The 13,649-nt window shown below is 69.9% G+C and carries 13 protein-coding genes and 1 pseudogene; 8 read left to right on the plus strand and 6 right to left on the minus strand.

Annotated features, from left to right (window positions below; genetic code table 11):
* The 3 genes from NQ160_RS08945 to sdhC form a co-directional block, all read right to left on the minus strand.
* On the minus strand, positions 1-374 hold a 374-nt coding region (locus tag NQ160_RS08945; protein ID WP_257514879.1), incomplete at its 3' end, for an FAD-binding protein.
* 41 nt (positions 375-415) lie between these two features.
* The gene (locus NQ160_RS08950; RefSeq protein ID WP_257514881.1) at positions 416-871 is read right to left on the minus strand and encodes a succinate dehydrogenase hydrophobic membrane anchor subunit; all 456 of its coding nucleotides are present in this window, start codon (positions 869-871) and stop codon (positions 416-418) included.
* Positions 871-1,305, minus strand: a complete 435-nt coding sequence (gene sdhC / locus NQ160_RS08955; protein ID WP_257514883.1) for a succinate dehydrogenase, cytochrome b556 subunit — start codon at positions 1,303-1,305, stop codon at positions 871-873. Before sdhC ends, NQ160_RS08950 begins: the two co-directional genes overlap by 1 nt.
* A 179-nt stretch (positions 1,306-1,484) precedes the next feature.
* Here sdhC and NQ160_RS08960 point away from each other — a divergent pair, with 179 nt between their 5' ends.
* From NQ160_RS08960 to NQ160_RS08995, 8 genes are all read left to right on the plus strand, one after another.
* The gene (locus NQ160_RS08960) at positions 1,485-2,597 is read left to right on the plus strand and encodes a mannose-1-phosphate guanylyltransferase (RefSeq protein ID WP_257514884.1); all 1,113 of its coding nucleotides are present in this window, start codon (positions 1,485-1,487) and stop codon (positions 2,595-2,597) included.
* 137 nt (positions 2,598-2,734) lie between these two features.
* A complete protein-coding gene (locus NQ160_RS08965) occupies positions 2,735-3,883 on the plus strand; it encodes a BMP family lipoprotein (RefSeq protein WP_257514885.1) in 1,149 nt (382 codons plus the stop codon).
* A gap of 85 nt (positions 3,884-3,968) precedes the next feature.
* The gene (locus tag NQ160_RS08970; RefSeq protein WP_257514886.1) at positions 3,969-5,471 is read left to right on the plus strand and encodes an ABC transporter ATP-binding protein; all 1,503 of its coding nucleotides are present in this window, start codon (positions 3,969-3,971) and stop codon (positions 5,469-5,471) included.
* Positions 5,468-6,790: an ABC transporter permease gene (locus NQ160_RS08975; protein WP_257514887.1), complete on the plus strand. Its 1,323-nt coding sequence runs from the start codon at positions 5,468-5,470 to the stop codon at positions 6,788-6,790. The genes NQ160_RS08970 and NQ160_RS08975 overlap by 4 nt, the downstream gene beginning before the upstream one ends.
* Positions 6,787-8,073 carry an ABC transporter permease gene (locus tag NQ160_RS08980; RefSeq protein WP_257514888.1) on the plus strand — a complete coding sequence of 429 codons (1,287 nt, stop codon included), beginning with the start codon at positions 6,787-6,789 and terminating at the stop codon, positions 8,071-8,073. Before NQ160_RS08975 ends, NQ160_RS08980 begins: the two co-directional genes overlap by 4 nt.
* A 7-nt stretch (positions 8,074-8,080) precedes the next feature.
* Positions 8,081-8,482, plus strand: a complete 402-nt coding sequence (locus NQ160_RS08985; RefSeq protein ID WP_257514889.1) for a cytidine deaminase — start codon at positions 8,081-8,083, stop codon at positions 8,480-8,482.
* Complete coding sequence (locus NQ160_RS08990; protein WP_257514890.1) at positions 8,479-9,774, plus strand: thymidine phosphorylase; 1,296 nt, start codon at positions 8,479-8,481, stop codon at positions 9,772-9,774. The genes NQ160_RS08985 and NQ160_RS08990 overlap by 4 nt, the downstream gene beginning before the upstream one ends.
* A gap of 24 nt (positions 9,775-9,798) precedes the next feature.
* Positions 9,799-10,914 (plus strand): adenosine deaminase, encoded by a 1,116-nt coding sequence (locus tag NQ160_RS08995; RefSeq protein ID WP_257514891.1) that lies wholly within the window; start codon positions 9,799-9,801, stop codon positions 10,912-10,914.
* 222 nt (positions 10,915-11,136) lie between these two features.
* Here NQ160_RS08995 and NQ160_RS09000 read toward each other — a convergent pair whose 3' ends face one another.
* The 3 genes and pseudogenes from NQ160_RS09000 to NQ160_RS09010 form a co-directional block, all read right to left on the minus strand.
* Complete coding sequence (locus tag NQ160_RS09000; protein WP_257514892.1) at positions 11,137-12,015, minus strand: endonuclease domain-containing protein; 879 nt, start codon at positions 12,013-12,015, stop codon at positions 11,137-11,139.
* Between the two features lie 291 nt (positions 12,016-12,306).
* Positions 12,307-13,080 (minus strand): alpha/beta hydrolase, encoded by a 774-nt coding sequence (locus NQ160_RS09005; protein WP_257514893.1) that lies wholly within the window; start codon positions 13,078-13,080, stop codon positions 12,307-12,309.
* Positions 13,077-13,649 (minus strand): annotated as a pseudogene (locus tag NQ160_RS09010) (mannitol-1-phosphate 5-dehydrogenase); the annotation flags it as partial. The gene NQ160_RS09005 and the pseudogene NQ160_RS09010, both read right to left, overlap by 4 nt.

Below are 13,649 nucleotides of genomic sequence, written 5' to 3' on the forward strand. Positions count from 1 at the left end.
TCGATCTTGCCCTCGGGGGTGCGGTTGAACGGCAGCCCCATGTTCTCGAGGTCGATGACGGCGTCGATCGCCTCTTTGGCGAGGATCTCCGCGGCATCCTGGTCGACGAGGTAATCGCCGCCCTTGACGGTGTCGAAGGTGTGCCACTCCCAGGAGTCCTCTTCGACGTTGGCCAGGGCCGCTGCCATGCCGCCCTGCGCCGCACCGGTGTGCGAACGGGTCGGGTAGAGCTTCGAGATCACGGCGGTCTTGGCGCCGGGACCGGCCTCGATCGCCGCCCGCATGCCGGCGCCGCCGGCGCCCACGATCACGATGTCGAACTGGTGGTAGTGCACGCCGTCCTTGACGACGGCGCCTTCGCTCTGGGTGCTCACGTGTCAGATGCCTTCAATCTCTGCTGTGTCGCGCGGCGTCGCTACGCCGTGCACTTCTCGATCAGCCACTCGGTGGCGCTGTTCTCGATCCCGAGGCACGGGTCGAAGGTGAACACCACGAGCGTGCCCAGGACGATCATCAATCCGGCCGACAACCACAGGGCCCACACCAGCACGCGGCGGGCCTTCGGGCCCGTGACGTAGTCGTTGACGATCGTGCGCATGCCGTTGGCGCCGTGGATGAAGGCGAGCCAGAGCATCAGCACGTCCCACCACTGCCAGAACGGCGAGGCGAACTTGCCGGCGACGAACGCGAAGTCGATGCCGTGGATGCCTTCGCCCAGCATGAGGTTCACGAACAGGTGGCCGAAGATCAGCACGACCAGCAGCACGCCGGAGACGCGCATGTAGATCCAGCCCCACTTCTCCAGGTTCGCGCCCTTCTTGCGGGGCGTGGAGTGCGGCGCGCGGGGCGCGGCGAGGGTGTCGGCAGTCATCAGTGGCCTCCCCATCCGGAAGCGAACACGTTCGAGAGGTGGCGCACCGAGAACGGCACCAGGGTCACGAGCCACAGGGCCAGGACTCCCCACCAGAGCTGGCGCTGGTAACGGGCGCCCTTGGACCAGAAGTCGACGAGGATGATGCGCAGCCCGTTGTACGCGTGGTAGGCGATGGCCGCGACCAGCACGACCTCGCCGATGCCCATGATCGGGTTCTTGTAGGTGCTCATGACGGCGTTGTACGCCTCGGGAGCGACCCGGATCAGCGCCGTGTCGAGCACGTGCACGAGCAGGAAGAAGAAGATCGCCACACCGGTGATGCGGTGCAGCACCCACGACCACATGCCCTCGTTACCGCGGTACAGCGTGCCGCGTGGCGTCTTCGATGTCGTCTCTTTCACCGACAGCGTGACGCGTGCTGGTGCAGCCACTTTCGTCCTCCATGGTCGACAGGGGGGAGGCGGACCGCTCACACGATGGGGCGGGATCCGCATTGCGTCACAGGGGCGCGTCGTCCATCCTATTCCCGTGGATCGAACCCGGGCGACGAACGCCGGCCCTATCGAGCATGTTCAGGGGACGGATGCCGCGGTTCGCTAGCCTGAGCCTCATGGCAGATCCCCTTGCGAACTTCTACGCCGTCATCCCCGCCGGAGGCATCGGCAGCCGCCTGTGGCCGCTGTCGCGCGCGGACGCGCCGAAGTTCCTCCACGACCTGACGGGCTCCGGTCAGACGCTCCTGCGCGACACCTGGGATCGCCTCGAGCCTCTCGCGGGACCCGAGCGCATCGCGGTGGTCACCGGTCGCGCGCATCGCGCGGCGGTGGAGGAGCAGCTGCCCGGCATCCCCGACCGCAACGTCTTCCTCGAGTCCGAGCCGCGCGAATCCGCCGCCGCCATCGGCCTGGCCGCGGCCGTGCTGGTGCGCCGCGAGCCCGATGTCATCATCGGCTCCTTCGCCGCCGACCACGTCATCCGCGGCACGCGGACGTTCGAGTTCGCCGTGCAGCAGGCCGTCGCCGTCGCCCGCGAGGGCTACATCTGCACGATCGGCATCCAGCCCTCCGAGCCGTCGGTGGGCTTCGGCTACATCAAGAAGGACGGCGAGCTCATCGTCGACGGGGCACCCGAGGCGGCTGTCGTCGAGCGCTTCGTGGAGAAGCCCGACCTCGACACCGCGAAGGAGTACTTCGCCGACCGCTCGTACCTGTGGAACGCGGGCATGTTCATCTCCCGCGCCGACGTGCTGCTGGCAGAGCTCGCCGAGAACGCACCGGAGCTGCACGCCGGTCTGCTGGAGCTCGCCGAGGCCTGGGACGACCGGGACCGCCGAGGCCCCGTCGTCGACCGGGTGTGGCCGGCACTGCCGAAGATCGCGATCGACTACGTCGTCGCCGAGCCGGCGGCCGAGAAGGGGCGGCTGGCCGTCATCCCCGGTCACTTCGACTGGGACGACGTCGGGGACTTCGCGAGCCTCGCCAAGCTCAACTCCCACGGGCGCAATGAGCTGGCGATCCTGGGAAAGAACGCGCGCATCCTCTCGGACGCCGCCAGCGGCATCGTGGTGAGCCAGACGTCGCGGGTCATCAGCCTGATCGGGGTGAAGGACATCGTGGTCGTCGACACCGAGGACGCGCTGCTGGTGACCACGAGCGAGCACGCGCAGCGGGTGAAGGGCGTCGTGGATGCCCTCAAGCTCACCGGTCGCGGCGATGTCTTGTGAGGTTTCTATGACGCGATGATTGCGTCTTTGTAACCTTTCGCTTCGTCTGGTGCCATCTGGTCAAGCGGGGTCCGTCACAGTCGGTAACTTTTCCTCGTACCCGCGACCCGCGCGGGTACCTGATCGTGGAGGACAGAGTGACCATCTCTACCACCAAGAAGCTCGGCGGGGTCGCGCTCGCGTCCGGCCTCGTCATCGCGCTCGCCGGCTGCGGCACCGCTCCGGAAGACGAGGGCTCGGCTGCGCCCGAGGTGGCGGACGACTTCCTGCCCTGCCTCATCTCCGACGAGGGTGGCTGGAACGACAAGTCGTTCAACCAGTCCGCCAAGGAGGGCATGGACCGCGCCGCCGACGAGCTCGGCGTCAAGCCCATCGAGATGGAGTCGACCTCCGCGAACGACTACGCGCCCAACCTGGAGCAGCTGGTCTCCGAGGGCTGCTCGTTCATCGTCTCGGTCGGCTTCAAGCTGTCGGCCGACACGATCGCCTCCGCGCTGGCGAACCCCGACATCGAGTACGCGATCATCGACGACTGGGCCGACAACACCGGCGCCACCGACGACGACGGCAACGAGATCGGCGACGGCGTCACGGACGCCCCCAACATCAAGCCCCTCATGTTCGACACCGTTCAGGCGGCCTACCTCGGCGGCTATGCCGCCGCAGCGTGGTCGGCCGAGGCCGGCGTGAACAAGGTCGGCACCGTCGGCGGCATCCCGATCCCGCCGGTCACGATCTTCATGGACGGCTTCGTCGACGGCGTCGCCAAGTACAACGAGGACAAGGGCGCCTCGGTCGCCACGTACGGCTGGGACGCAGAGTCGCAGGACGGCTCGTTCACCGGTGGCTTCGAGGCCAACGACAACGCCAAGCAGGCGGCGCAGGGCATCCTCGACCAGGGCGTCGACGTGCTGCTGCCCGTCGGCGGTCCGATCTACCAGAGCGCCGCGGCCGCGATCGCCGACGCGGACTCGAACGCCGTCATCATGGGTGTCGACTCCGACCTCGCCGTCGCCGACCCCTCGGTCGCCGATGACGTGCTGGTCTCGATCCTCAAGCGCATCGACGAGGCCGTCTTCACGGCCACCATCGAGGCTGCCGAGGGCGACTTCGACGTGGAGCCCTACGTCGGGACGCTGGAGAACGAGGGCGTCGGCCTGTCGAGCTTCGGTGCCTTCGAGTCCGAGCTGCCTGCGGGTCTGCTCGACGAGCTCGCTGCGCTGCGTGACCAGATCATCGCGGGTGACCTCGTGGTGACTTCGCCCAGCTCGCCCACCGCGCGATAACGCGGACCAACGACGGTCGGCGGGATGCCTGCATCCTGCCGACCGTCGTCTTTGTGCCATCGAACCGACTGGATAGGGTTCTGTTATGAAGCTCGAGCTACGTGGCATCACGAAGCGGTTCGGGAGTCTCGTCGCCAACGACCACATCGATCTGGTGGTCCAGCCTGGCGAGATCCACGCTCTCCTCGGCGAGAACGGGGCGGGGAAGTCGACGTTGATGAACGTCCTCTACGGCCTGTACCAGGCCGATGAGGGCGAGATCCTCCTCGATGACCGCACCCAGCACTTCCGCGGTCCGGGTGACGCGATGGCCGCCGGCATCGGGATGGTGCATCAGCACTTCATGCTGATCCCCGTCTTCACGGTCGCCGAGAACGTGATGCTCGGGCACGAGTCGACCAACGCCGTCGGCGCGCTGGACCTGGCAGCCGCTCGCGCCCACGTGCGCGAGGTTGCGGACCGCTTCGGCTTCGACATCGATCCCGATGCCCTCGTGGGAGACCTGCCGGTGGGCGTGCAGCAGCGCGTCGAGATCATCAAGGCGCTCTCGCGCGACGCCAAGGTGCTGGTCTTCGATGAGCCCACGGCTGTGCTCACCCCGCAGGAGACCGACGAGCTGATGGGCATCATGCGCCAGCTCAAGGCAGAGGGCACCTCCATCGTCTTCATCACCCACAAGCTGCGGGAGGTGCGGGCGGTGGCCGACCGCATCACCGTCATCCGCCTGGGCAAGGTCGTCGGTGAGGCGTCGCCCACCGCCTCCAACGTCGAGCTCGCCTCGCTCATGGTCGGCCGTGCCGTGGAACTCACCGTGCAGAAGGACCCGCCGCGGGTCGGCGAGGGCGGCCTCGAGGTGCGCGATCTGCGTGTGCTCACGCACGCCGGCGCCGTCGTGGTCGACAACGTCAGCTTCGACGTGCGTCCGGGCGAGGTGCTCGCCATCGCCGGTGTGCAGGGCAACGGCCAGACCGAGCTCGTCGAGGCCATCGTCGGCCTCGCGGACCGTGTCAGCGGCTCGATCTCGCTCGGCGGCGTGGAGCTCGTAGGGCGCGGCGTGCGCGCCGTCCTCGACGAGGGCGTCGGCTTCGTCCCGGAGGACCGCAAGGAGGACGGGCTGGTGAGCGGATTCAGCGTGGCCGAGAACCTCATCCTCGACCGCTCCACAGACCCCGCCTTCGTCCGCGCCGGCACCATCAGCCGTAGCGCCCTGAACGAGTTCGCGGCGGAGCGCATCGCGGAGTACGACATCCGCACGCAGAGCGCACAGACTCCGGCCGGCACGCTGTCCGGCGGCAACCAGCAGAAGGTCGTCATCGCCCGTGAGATGAGCCGCCCCCTGCGGCTGCTCGTCGCCGCGCAGCCGACGCGAGGCGTCGACGTCGGATCGATCGAGTTCATCCACAAGCGAATCATCGAAACGAGAGACGCCGGTGTACCCGTGATCGTCGTGTCCACCGAGCTCGACGAAGTCGCTGCTCTCGCCGATCGCATCGCGGTGATGTACCGCGGCACCATCATCGGCGTCGTGCCGGGGGACACCTCGCGCGACACCCTGGGCCTCATGATGGCAGGGGAGGCCGCAGCATGAGCAACATCCCTCCGCACGACGACGACGCCGTCCTGCCGCTGCCGCCCGAGCAGCTGCCCCCTGTCGGCGGCCCGCTCGCCGGCCATCCCGGCGAGGTACCGCCGCCGCCGCCGCGGCAGAACGTCTTCCTCAAGGAGCTGCTGCGCGGCAGCGCCGTCACCACGTTCCTCGCGATCCTGGTCGCGATGGTCGCCGGCGGCATCCTGATCGCCATCACCGACGAGGACGTGCAGGAGGCGGCGGGGTACTTCTTCGCGCGTCCCGGCGACACGCTCGCCGCTATCTGGCAGGCGGTCTACGGCGGCTACGAGGCGCTCTTCCGCGGCGCGGTGTTCAACCCCCGTGCCGATGACTTCGCGACGCAGATCCGCCCCCTCACCGCGACGCTGGGCTTCGCGGCGCCGCTCATCGCTGCCGGCCTCGGCATCGCACTGGCCTTCCGCGTGGGACTGTTCAACATCGGCGCCCGCGGGCAGATGCTCATCGCATGTGCCGCTGCCGGACTGCTGACGTTCAACCTCAACCTGCCGGCGCTGCTGCAGATCCCGCTGACGCTTCTGGCGGGCATCATCGGCGGCGCGCTGTGGGGTGGCATCGTGGGACTGCTCAAGGCGCGCACCGGCGCGCACGAGGTGATCCTCACGATCATGCTGAACTACATCGCGTTCTACCTGGTCACGTGGATGGTCCGCTCGCCCGAGCTGCTGCAGCGGCCCGCCGGCGACCAGCCGATCTCGGCCGCGACGCCGGTGAACGCGCAGTTCCCCGAACTGCTCGGGCCCCGCTTCCCGCTGCTGGACTGGGGCTTCATCATCGTGATCGCCGCGACCGTCTTCGTCTGGTGGCTCATCGAGCGGTCGAGTCTCGGCTTCCGCATGCGCGCCGTCGGTGAGAACCCCCACGCGGCGCTCGCGGCGGGGATCTCGGTGCAGCGGACGTACATCTACGCCATGCTCTTCGCCGGTGGCCTCGCGGGCCTGGCCGGGATGAACCAGATCCAGGGCTCGGTGACCACCGGGTTCGACGGCGTCATCGACGCCGGGATCGGCTTCACCGCCATCACCGTCGCCCTCCTCGGGCGCAGCCGCGCCGGAGGGGTCTTCGCCGCCGGCATCCTGTTCGGCGCCCTCAAGGCCGGCTCGTTCTCGATGCAGGCGCAGGGGATCCCGGTCGACATCGTGCTGGTCGTGCAGTCGCTGATCGTGCTCTTCATCGCGGCGCCGCCGCTGCTGCGGACGATGTTCTTCCTTCCCAAGACCGATGCCGAGAAAGCAGCCAAGGCGCGAGCCAAGGCAGCGAAGAAAGCGGTGTCCGCATGAGCGCCCTCGCTCCCACCTCCGCGCCGGATGGCACGATCCACCTCGCCACCGTGAAGGTGCGACGGATCAAGACGCCGATCCTGCTTACCGTCATCACGGCCCTGCTGGCGGCGCTGTTCGCCTTCGCTCCGCGCGACGGGGTCAGCACCTTCCGCCTCGGTGACCCCGCCTCTGCGATCGCCCTGCCCAACGTCGAGGTGCCCACGGCGCCGACGAGCTGGGGCATCGTCGTGCTGCTCGTGCTGCTGACGGCGTGGGCGGCCTGGGATGCCTGGTCGTATCGGCGCACCGGCCTGTGGCTCGCCGCGGTGTATGGCGTGCTGGCCGTCTTCGCCTTCCTCACCTGGGCGGCCGCGGGCGGTCTGGTCCCGCTGACCGGTCTGCTCTTCGGTGCGGTGTCGCTGTCGGTGCCGCTGGTGTTCGGTGCCCTGGGCGGCGTCATCGGTGAGCGTGTGGGCGTGGTGAACGTGGCCATCGAGGGGCAGCTGCTGCTCGGCGCCTTCTCGGCCGCGCTGCTGTCGAGCATCACCGACAACCCCTACGTGGGGCTCGCCGGCGCGATGGTCGGCGGCGTGCTGGTGTCGTTCGTGCTCGCGGCGTTCGCGATCAAGTACCTCGTCGACCAGGTGATCGTCGGTGTCGTGCTGAACGTTCTGGTGACCGGGCTCACGGGCTTCCTCTACGGCGCTCTGCTGGTGCCCAACGAGGCGGAGCTCAACCGTCCGGTGCGGTTCACGCGCATCGAGATCCCGCTGCTGTCGGAGATCCCGATCATCGGCCCGGTGCTGTTCAACCAGACCTTCATCGTCTACCTGATGTATCTCACCGTCGCTCTCGTCGCTTGGGCGCTGTACCGCACCCGCTGGGGCCTGCGGCTGCGCGCGGTGGGCGAGCACCCGCAGGCAGCGGACACCGTCGGCATCAAGGTCAACGTGTCGCGGTTCTGGAACGTCTCGCTCGCGGGCGCGATCGCCGGCATCGGCGGCGCCTACTTCACGCTCGTCTCGGTGCCGCAGTTCGGCAAGGAGATGACGGCCGGCCTCGGCTTCATCGCCCTCGCCGCGGTCATCTTCGGACGCTGGGATCCGCTGCGCGCAGCGCTGGCCGCGCTGCTGTTCGGCTTCGCCACGAACCTGCAGAACCTGCTGACGGTGCTGAAGACGCCGATTCCGAGCGAGTTCATGCTCATGCTGCCGTACGTCGTGACGATCCTCGCCGTGGCCGGGTTCGCCGGTCAGATACGAGGGCCAGCGGCCGCAGGCAAGCCGTACATCAAGGGATGACATCGACATGACCGACATCGATTGGGACCATCTCCGCGCCGTCGCGACGGAGGCCATGCAGCGCGCGTACGCGCCCTACTCCCGGTATCGGGTGGGCGCCGCCGCGCTCGTGACCGACGGACGTGTGGTGGCGGGCTGCAACGTCGAGAACGCGTCCTACGGGGTGGGCCTGTGCGCAGAGTGCGCCCTCGTGGGTGACCTGCAGATGTCCGGCGGAGGTCAGCTCGTCGCGTTCGTCTGCGTCAACAACGACGGCCAGACGATCATGCCGTGCGGACGCTGCCGTCAGCTGCTCTATGAATTCGCCCTGCCGGGCATGCTGCTGGAGACCGTCTCCGGCATCCGCACGATCGACGAGGTCCTGCCCGACGCGTTCGGGCCGCGCGACCTCGAGGAAGTTTCACGATGACCACCGAGAACGAACCCTTCGACGCCGTCGACATCATCCGGGCCAAGCGTGACGGGGGCGCCGTCCCCGAGCCCGCGCTGCGCTGGATGGTCGACGCCTTCACACGCGGCTACGTCGCGGAATCGCAGATGGCCGCCTTCGCGATGGCGGTGCTGCTCAACGGCATGCAGCGCGACGAGATCCGCGTTCTCACCGACGCCATGATCGCCTCGGGTGAGCGCATGAGCTTCGCGGCCCTCGGCAAGCCCACCGTCGACAAGCACTCCACCGGCGGTGTCGGCGACAAGATCACCCTCCCGCTCGCGCCTCTCGTGGCATCCTTCGGCGTCGCCGTGCCGCAGCTCTCGGGACGCGGACTCGGTCACACCGGAGGGACGCTGGACAAGCTCGAGTCGATCCCCGGCTGGCGCGCAGCCCTCACCAACGACGAGCTGTTCGCGCAGCTGCGCGACATCGGTGCGGTCATCTGCGCGGCGGGCTCGGGTCTGGCCCCCGCAGACAAGAAGCTCTACGCGCTGCGCGATGTCACCGGCACCGTCGAGGCCATTCCGCTCATCGCGTCGAGCATCATGTCGAAGAAGATCGCCGAAGGCACCGACGCGCTCGTTCTCGACGTGAAGTTCGGCGGCGGCGCGTTCATGCGCGACGTCGAGAAGGCCCGCGAGCTCGCGCGCACGATGGTGGCGCTCGGCACCGACTCGGGCGTCGCGACCACCGCGCTGCTCACCGACATGAACACTCCGCTCGGCCTCGCGATCGGCAACGCCAACGAGGTGCGGGAGTCCGTCGAGGTGCTCGCCGGCGGCGGACCCGCCGATGTGGTCGAGCTCACCGTGGCCCTCGCCCGCGAGATGCTCGCCCTGGCGGGCCAGCCCGACGCCGACGTCGAGGCGGCGCTGCGCGACGGCCGGGCGATGGACACGTGGCGTGCCATGATCCGCGCCCAGGACGGCGACCCGGACGCACCGCTGCCGGTCGCCCGCGAGACCCACACCGTCACCGCGACCGCCGGGGGCTTCGTCACCCGTCTCGACGCGCTCCCCTTCGGGATCGCCGCGTGGCGGCTGGGAGCCGGCCGCGCACGCGCGCAGGACCCGGTCGTCCATGCCGCCGGCATCGACCTGCACGTCAAGCCCGGCGACACGGTCACCGAGGGGCAGCCGCTGTTCACCCTGCTGGCCGACGACGACAAGCGGTTCGCCCGCGCGCTCGACGCCCTCGACGACGCGTGGGAGATCGGCGCCACCGCTCCGACGGCCACGCCGCTCGTCCTCGAGCGCATCACCGCCTGACCCCGCACCGAACGAAGGAACCTCATGGGCATGGACCAGAACGACGACGTCCGGCTGCAGGGAGTCTCGATCCGCGAGCTCCCGAAGGTCTCGCTGCACGACCATCTCGACGGTGCCGTGCGCCCGGCGACGATCGTCGAACTCGCCGACGCGACCGGAGTGCCGATCCCCGAGACCGACGCCGACGCGCTGGCGGAGTGGTTCGAGGATCGCAGCGACTCGGGCTCGCTCGTGGAGTACCTGAAGACGTTCGACGTCACCACCGCGGTCATGCAGACGCGCGAGGGTCTCACCCGGGTGGCGCGGGAGTTCGTCGAGGACCTCGCCGCCGACGGCGTGGTCTACGGCGAGGTGCGATGGGCGCCGGAGCAGCACCTGCAGGGCGGGCTGTCACTGGACGAGGCCGTCGAGGCCGTGCAGGAGGGCATCGAAGAGGGTGAGGATGCCGTCGAGGCGACCGGTCGCGACATCCGCGTCGGCCAGCTGCTCACCGCGATGCGCCACACCGACCGCTCGCTCGAGATCGCCCAGCTCGCCGTCGCCCACCGCGCGCGCGGAGCCGTCGGCTTCGATATCGCGGGGGCCGAGGACGGGTTCCCGCCGGCGATGCACCGTGCCGCGTTCGATTACCTCGCGGCGCACTTCTTCCCGGTGACCGTGCACGCGGGGGAGGCGGCCGGGCTCGACTCGATCCGCTCGGCGCTCATCGACGGCCGCGCGTTGCGCCTCGGCCACGGTGTGCGGCTGGCCGAGGACCTCGAGGTCGTCTCGCGCGAGGGCGAAGAGGTTTTCGTCCAGCTCGGGGACCTCTCCCGGTGGGTGCGCGACCGCGAGATCCCGCTGGAGCTGTCGCCGTCGTCGAACCTGCAGACAGGTGCCATCGAGCGCTGGGGCAAGGAGCTGGTCGACCACCCCTTCGACCTGCTGTACCAGCTGGGCTTCTCCGTCACGGTGAACGTCGACAACCGCACGCAGAGCCGCACCTCGCTCACTCGTGAGCTGGCACTGCTGGCCGAGGCCTTCGAGTACGACCTCGACGACCTCGAGGCGTTCCAGCTGAATGCCGTCGCCGCCGCCTTCCTGACGGTGGAGGAGCGCGAGGAGCTCATCGAGATCATCGCGGACGGGTTCGCCCGCTGATACGGCCGTCACCGCGGGCGCGGCGTGCTGGCGCGGGCGGGGTTGCTGCGGTATCCACGCGCCCGCAGGCGCCGTAACTCCTCAAGAACCGGCCGCGAGGGACCGCGCGGCGGCGTGCTCCGGTGAGAAGCCGTCGCAACTCCTCAAGGCACGCGCGAACTGCCGGGATCGGCCGCTTCCGCCGGCCGCGTTCTCGGTTCTTGAGGAGTTACGACTCTTGCCTCACCGAGCGGGGACGTGTGTGAGGAGTTGCGCCCGGGGCGTGGTCGGGCCGACGGCCAGAATCTGCTTCAGCTGCGCGAGCACCTGCTCCCGCCGGTACAGGATGTCCTCGGCGATCGGGCGCACGGTCGTATAGCCGAGCGCGGCGGCCGCCAGGTCGCGGCGGCGGTCGCGCTTGTGCGCCTCCCACCCGGCGTGGTGCGCCTCGCTGTCGCATTCGATGATCAGCCATCCGTCGACGACGAGATCGACGCGGCCGACGCCGGATATCGAAACCTGTATCTCGACGGTGCAGCCGAGGCCGCGCAGCAGCAGCCGCATGATCGTCTCCGGACCGGACTCGCAACGGGGATCAACCAGCGGCCGCAGCCGCTGGAACCGCCGGGGGAGGAGCGCGAAGACGGCGGCCACACCCTTCTCGTCGACGATGCCCCGGTACCAGGCGCTGTCGAGGGTCGCGATCGCCTCGCGCGGTCCTTGGCAGCGGCAGGCCTGTGCGAGGGCCTCGACCACATCGGTCATGAGGTGGGTCGGCTCAGCGGACGACGGCCGCCAGTGGCAGACGACATCCGGCGGCCGTGGCGGCAGTCGACTCGCGCCGTTGGTCGCCTGCACGTGCAGCCGGTTGTGGTCCATGACGAAGACGCCGAGGAGTGCGAGGAGTGACACGCAGTCGACCCGGACCCCCAAGCGAGCCGCGCGCACGATGTCGGGGTGGCACCCGGCGAGCAGGTACCGCCCGCGCCGCACGCGCAGCAGCGAGCCGTCCTGCAGGCCGCGCCGCACCCGTTGCCGACCGACCCCGCGCAAGGCGAGCTCCCGGGTGCTCAGGAACCGCATCGGGACGTCGGGGGAGGTGGGCGGCGGCTGTCGGAGCATGTCGACACTGTGCGGGGTGGGCGGCCGGCGGCGATGGCCGCGCGATCGGAACGGTGGACGGATGCTCCCCTTCGCGGGCTGGGGATGAATCGGCGGCCCGCGCGGCGTCGGCGGGGCAGCCGACCGCGGGCTGCGGCCTGGCGCCCCGTCGCAACTCCTCAAAAACCGCCCTGGAGAGGCCGGAATCCCGTCGGTGGCCCGGCCGACCGTGCGTTGTTGAGGAGTTACGGCGCGCGCCGGCCCTCCCAGCACCCGCGGCGGCCACGGCGCCAGGCGCCACGGCGCCCGCGCTCAGCGCCCCAGCGACCCGGCGAACCCGCCCAGCGCGGCGGCCACCCGCGCCCGCATGTCCCCGTCGCCGATGGTCGGTTCCCCGTCGCCCGCCTGCGGGCCGTAGTCCCCGAACGACGCATGCGAAGCGCCGTCGATCTCCACCAGCTCCGCGTCGGCGGGCAGCAGCCCTCGCGCGTCGGCGATCTTCTGCGGCGTCGACAGGCCGTCCTCGGTGCCCGCCAGGCTCAGCACCGGCAGGTCGGTGTCGGACAGATCCGTCGCGCAGTACGAGGCGAACAGCGCCAGGGCGTCGGCATCGGCAGCCAGCTGGCATGCGCGCACACCGCCCAGGGAGTGGCCTCCGACAATCCACGTGTCGACGCCCGGCGCGAGGTCGGTGAAGGTGTCGAGCCCTCGCGGGTCGAAGAACGCCAGGTTCAGCCACGGCTTGGTGATGACCACCGTCCGGTCGTCCTCCGCGACGGCGCCGGCCAGCAGCGCGGCGTAAGCCCACGGATCGACCTTGGCGCCGGGGATGAACACCAGGCCGGTGTCGGAGTCGCCGTCGGCGGGGGAGAGCACGATCGCCGCCGAGTCGTCGGTCACGGTGATCCGCTCGTCCGCGCGCACCGCGTCCAGGGGCTCGGGCTCCGCGGCCATGACACCGACCTGGCTCCAGATCACGACGCCGACCCCGGCGACGACCAGCAGCCCGGCGAGGGACCCGAGCACCCACCACAGCACGCGGCGGCCGCGCCGCCCGCGCCCGCGGCGGGTGCCCGGCGTGCTCAACGCAGCGCGCGCTGTCGCGCCGTCACGACGGCCAGCACGGGAGCGAACAGCGGGTGGTCCGAGTCGAGACCCGTGACGGATGCCGTGAAGGTCGCGGCATCCTGTTCGCGCAGCAGCCGCTGCATGTCGACCGACTGCGGGTCCTCGGGGTCGTCGAACTCCAGCGCGGCGCCCATCGCGGCCACGAGGCCGTCGACGGCGAGGCCGCGCTCGGCAGCCTCCGCGGCGGGCCCGACGAACCGCTCGTGCCGGGAGAGCTTGCGAAGCGGCTGCCGGCCCACGCGCCACACGGTGTCGGGGAGCGCGGGGTTGGCGAAGCGTCGCAGGATCGTCTCGCGGTAGTCGGTGAGGTCGTCCGGGTTGAGGCCGTGCTTGGCGACCAGCAGCGCCGACGTCTCCGACAGGGCCCGGGCGACGGCGGCGACGATCTCGGAATCCTCGAGCGCTGCCGCGATGGTGTCGACCCCGGCGCGCGCGCCGAAGTACGCCGTCGCGGCGTGGCCGGTGTTGACCGTGAAGAGCTTGCGCTCGATGTAGGGCGCCAGGTCCTCCACGAAGTGGGCCCCCGG

This window comes from Microbacterium sp. zg.Y909 (assembly GCF_024626565.1).

Coding starts and splice junctions, on each gene's coding strand:
- NQ160_RS08970 (WP_257514886.1), top strand. CDS start 3,969: ATGAAGCTCGAGCTACGTGGCATCACGAAGCGGTTCGGGAGTCTCGTC.
- NQ160_RS08975 (WP_257514887.1), top strand. CDS start 5,468: ATGAGCAACATCCCTCCGCACGACGACGACGCCGTCCTGCCGCTGCCG.
- NQ160_RS09000 (WP_257514892.1), bottom strand. CDS start 12,015: ATGCTCCGACAGCCGCCGCCCACCTCCCCCGACGTCCCGATGCGGTTC.
- NQ160_RS08960 (WP_257514884.1), top strand. CDS start 1,485: ATGGCAGATCCCCTTGCGAACTTCTACGCCGTCATCCCCGCCGGAGGC.
- NQ160_RS08980 (WP_257514888.1), top strand. CDS start 6,787: ATGAGCGCCCTCGCTCCCACCTCCGCGCCGGATGGCACGATCCACCTC.
- NQ160_RS08985 (WP_257514889.1), top strand. CDS start 8,081: ATGACCGACATCGATTGGGACCATCTCCGCGCCGTCGCGACGGAGGCC.
- NQ160_RS08950 (WP_257514881.1), bottom strand. CDS start 871: ATGACTGCCGACACCCTCGCCGCGCCCCGCGCGCCGCACTCCACGCCC.
- NQ160_RS08995 (WP_257514891.1), top strand. CDS start 9,799: ATGGGCATGGACCAGAACGACGACGTCCGGCTGCAGGGAGTCTCGATC.
- NQ160_RS08990 (WP_257514890.1), top strand. CDS start 8,479: ATGACCACCGAGAACGAACCCTTCGACGCCGTCGACATCATCCGGGCC.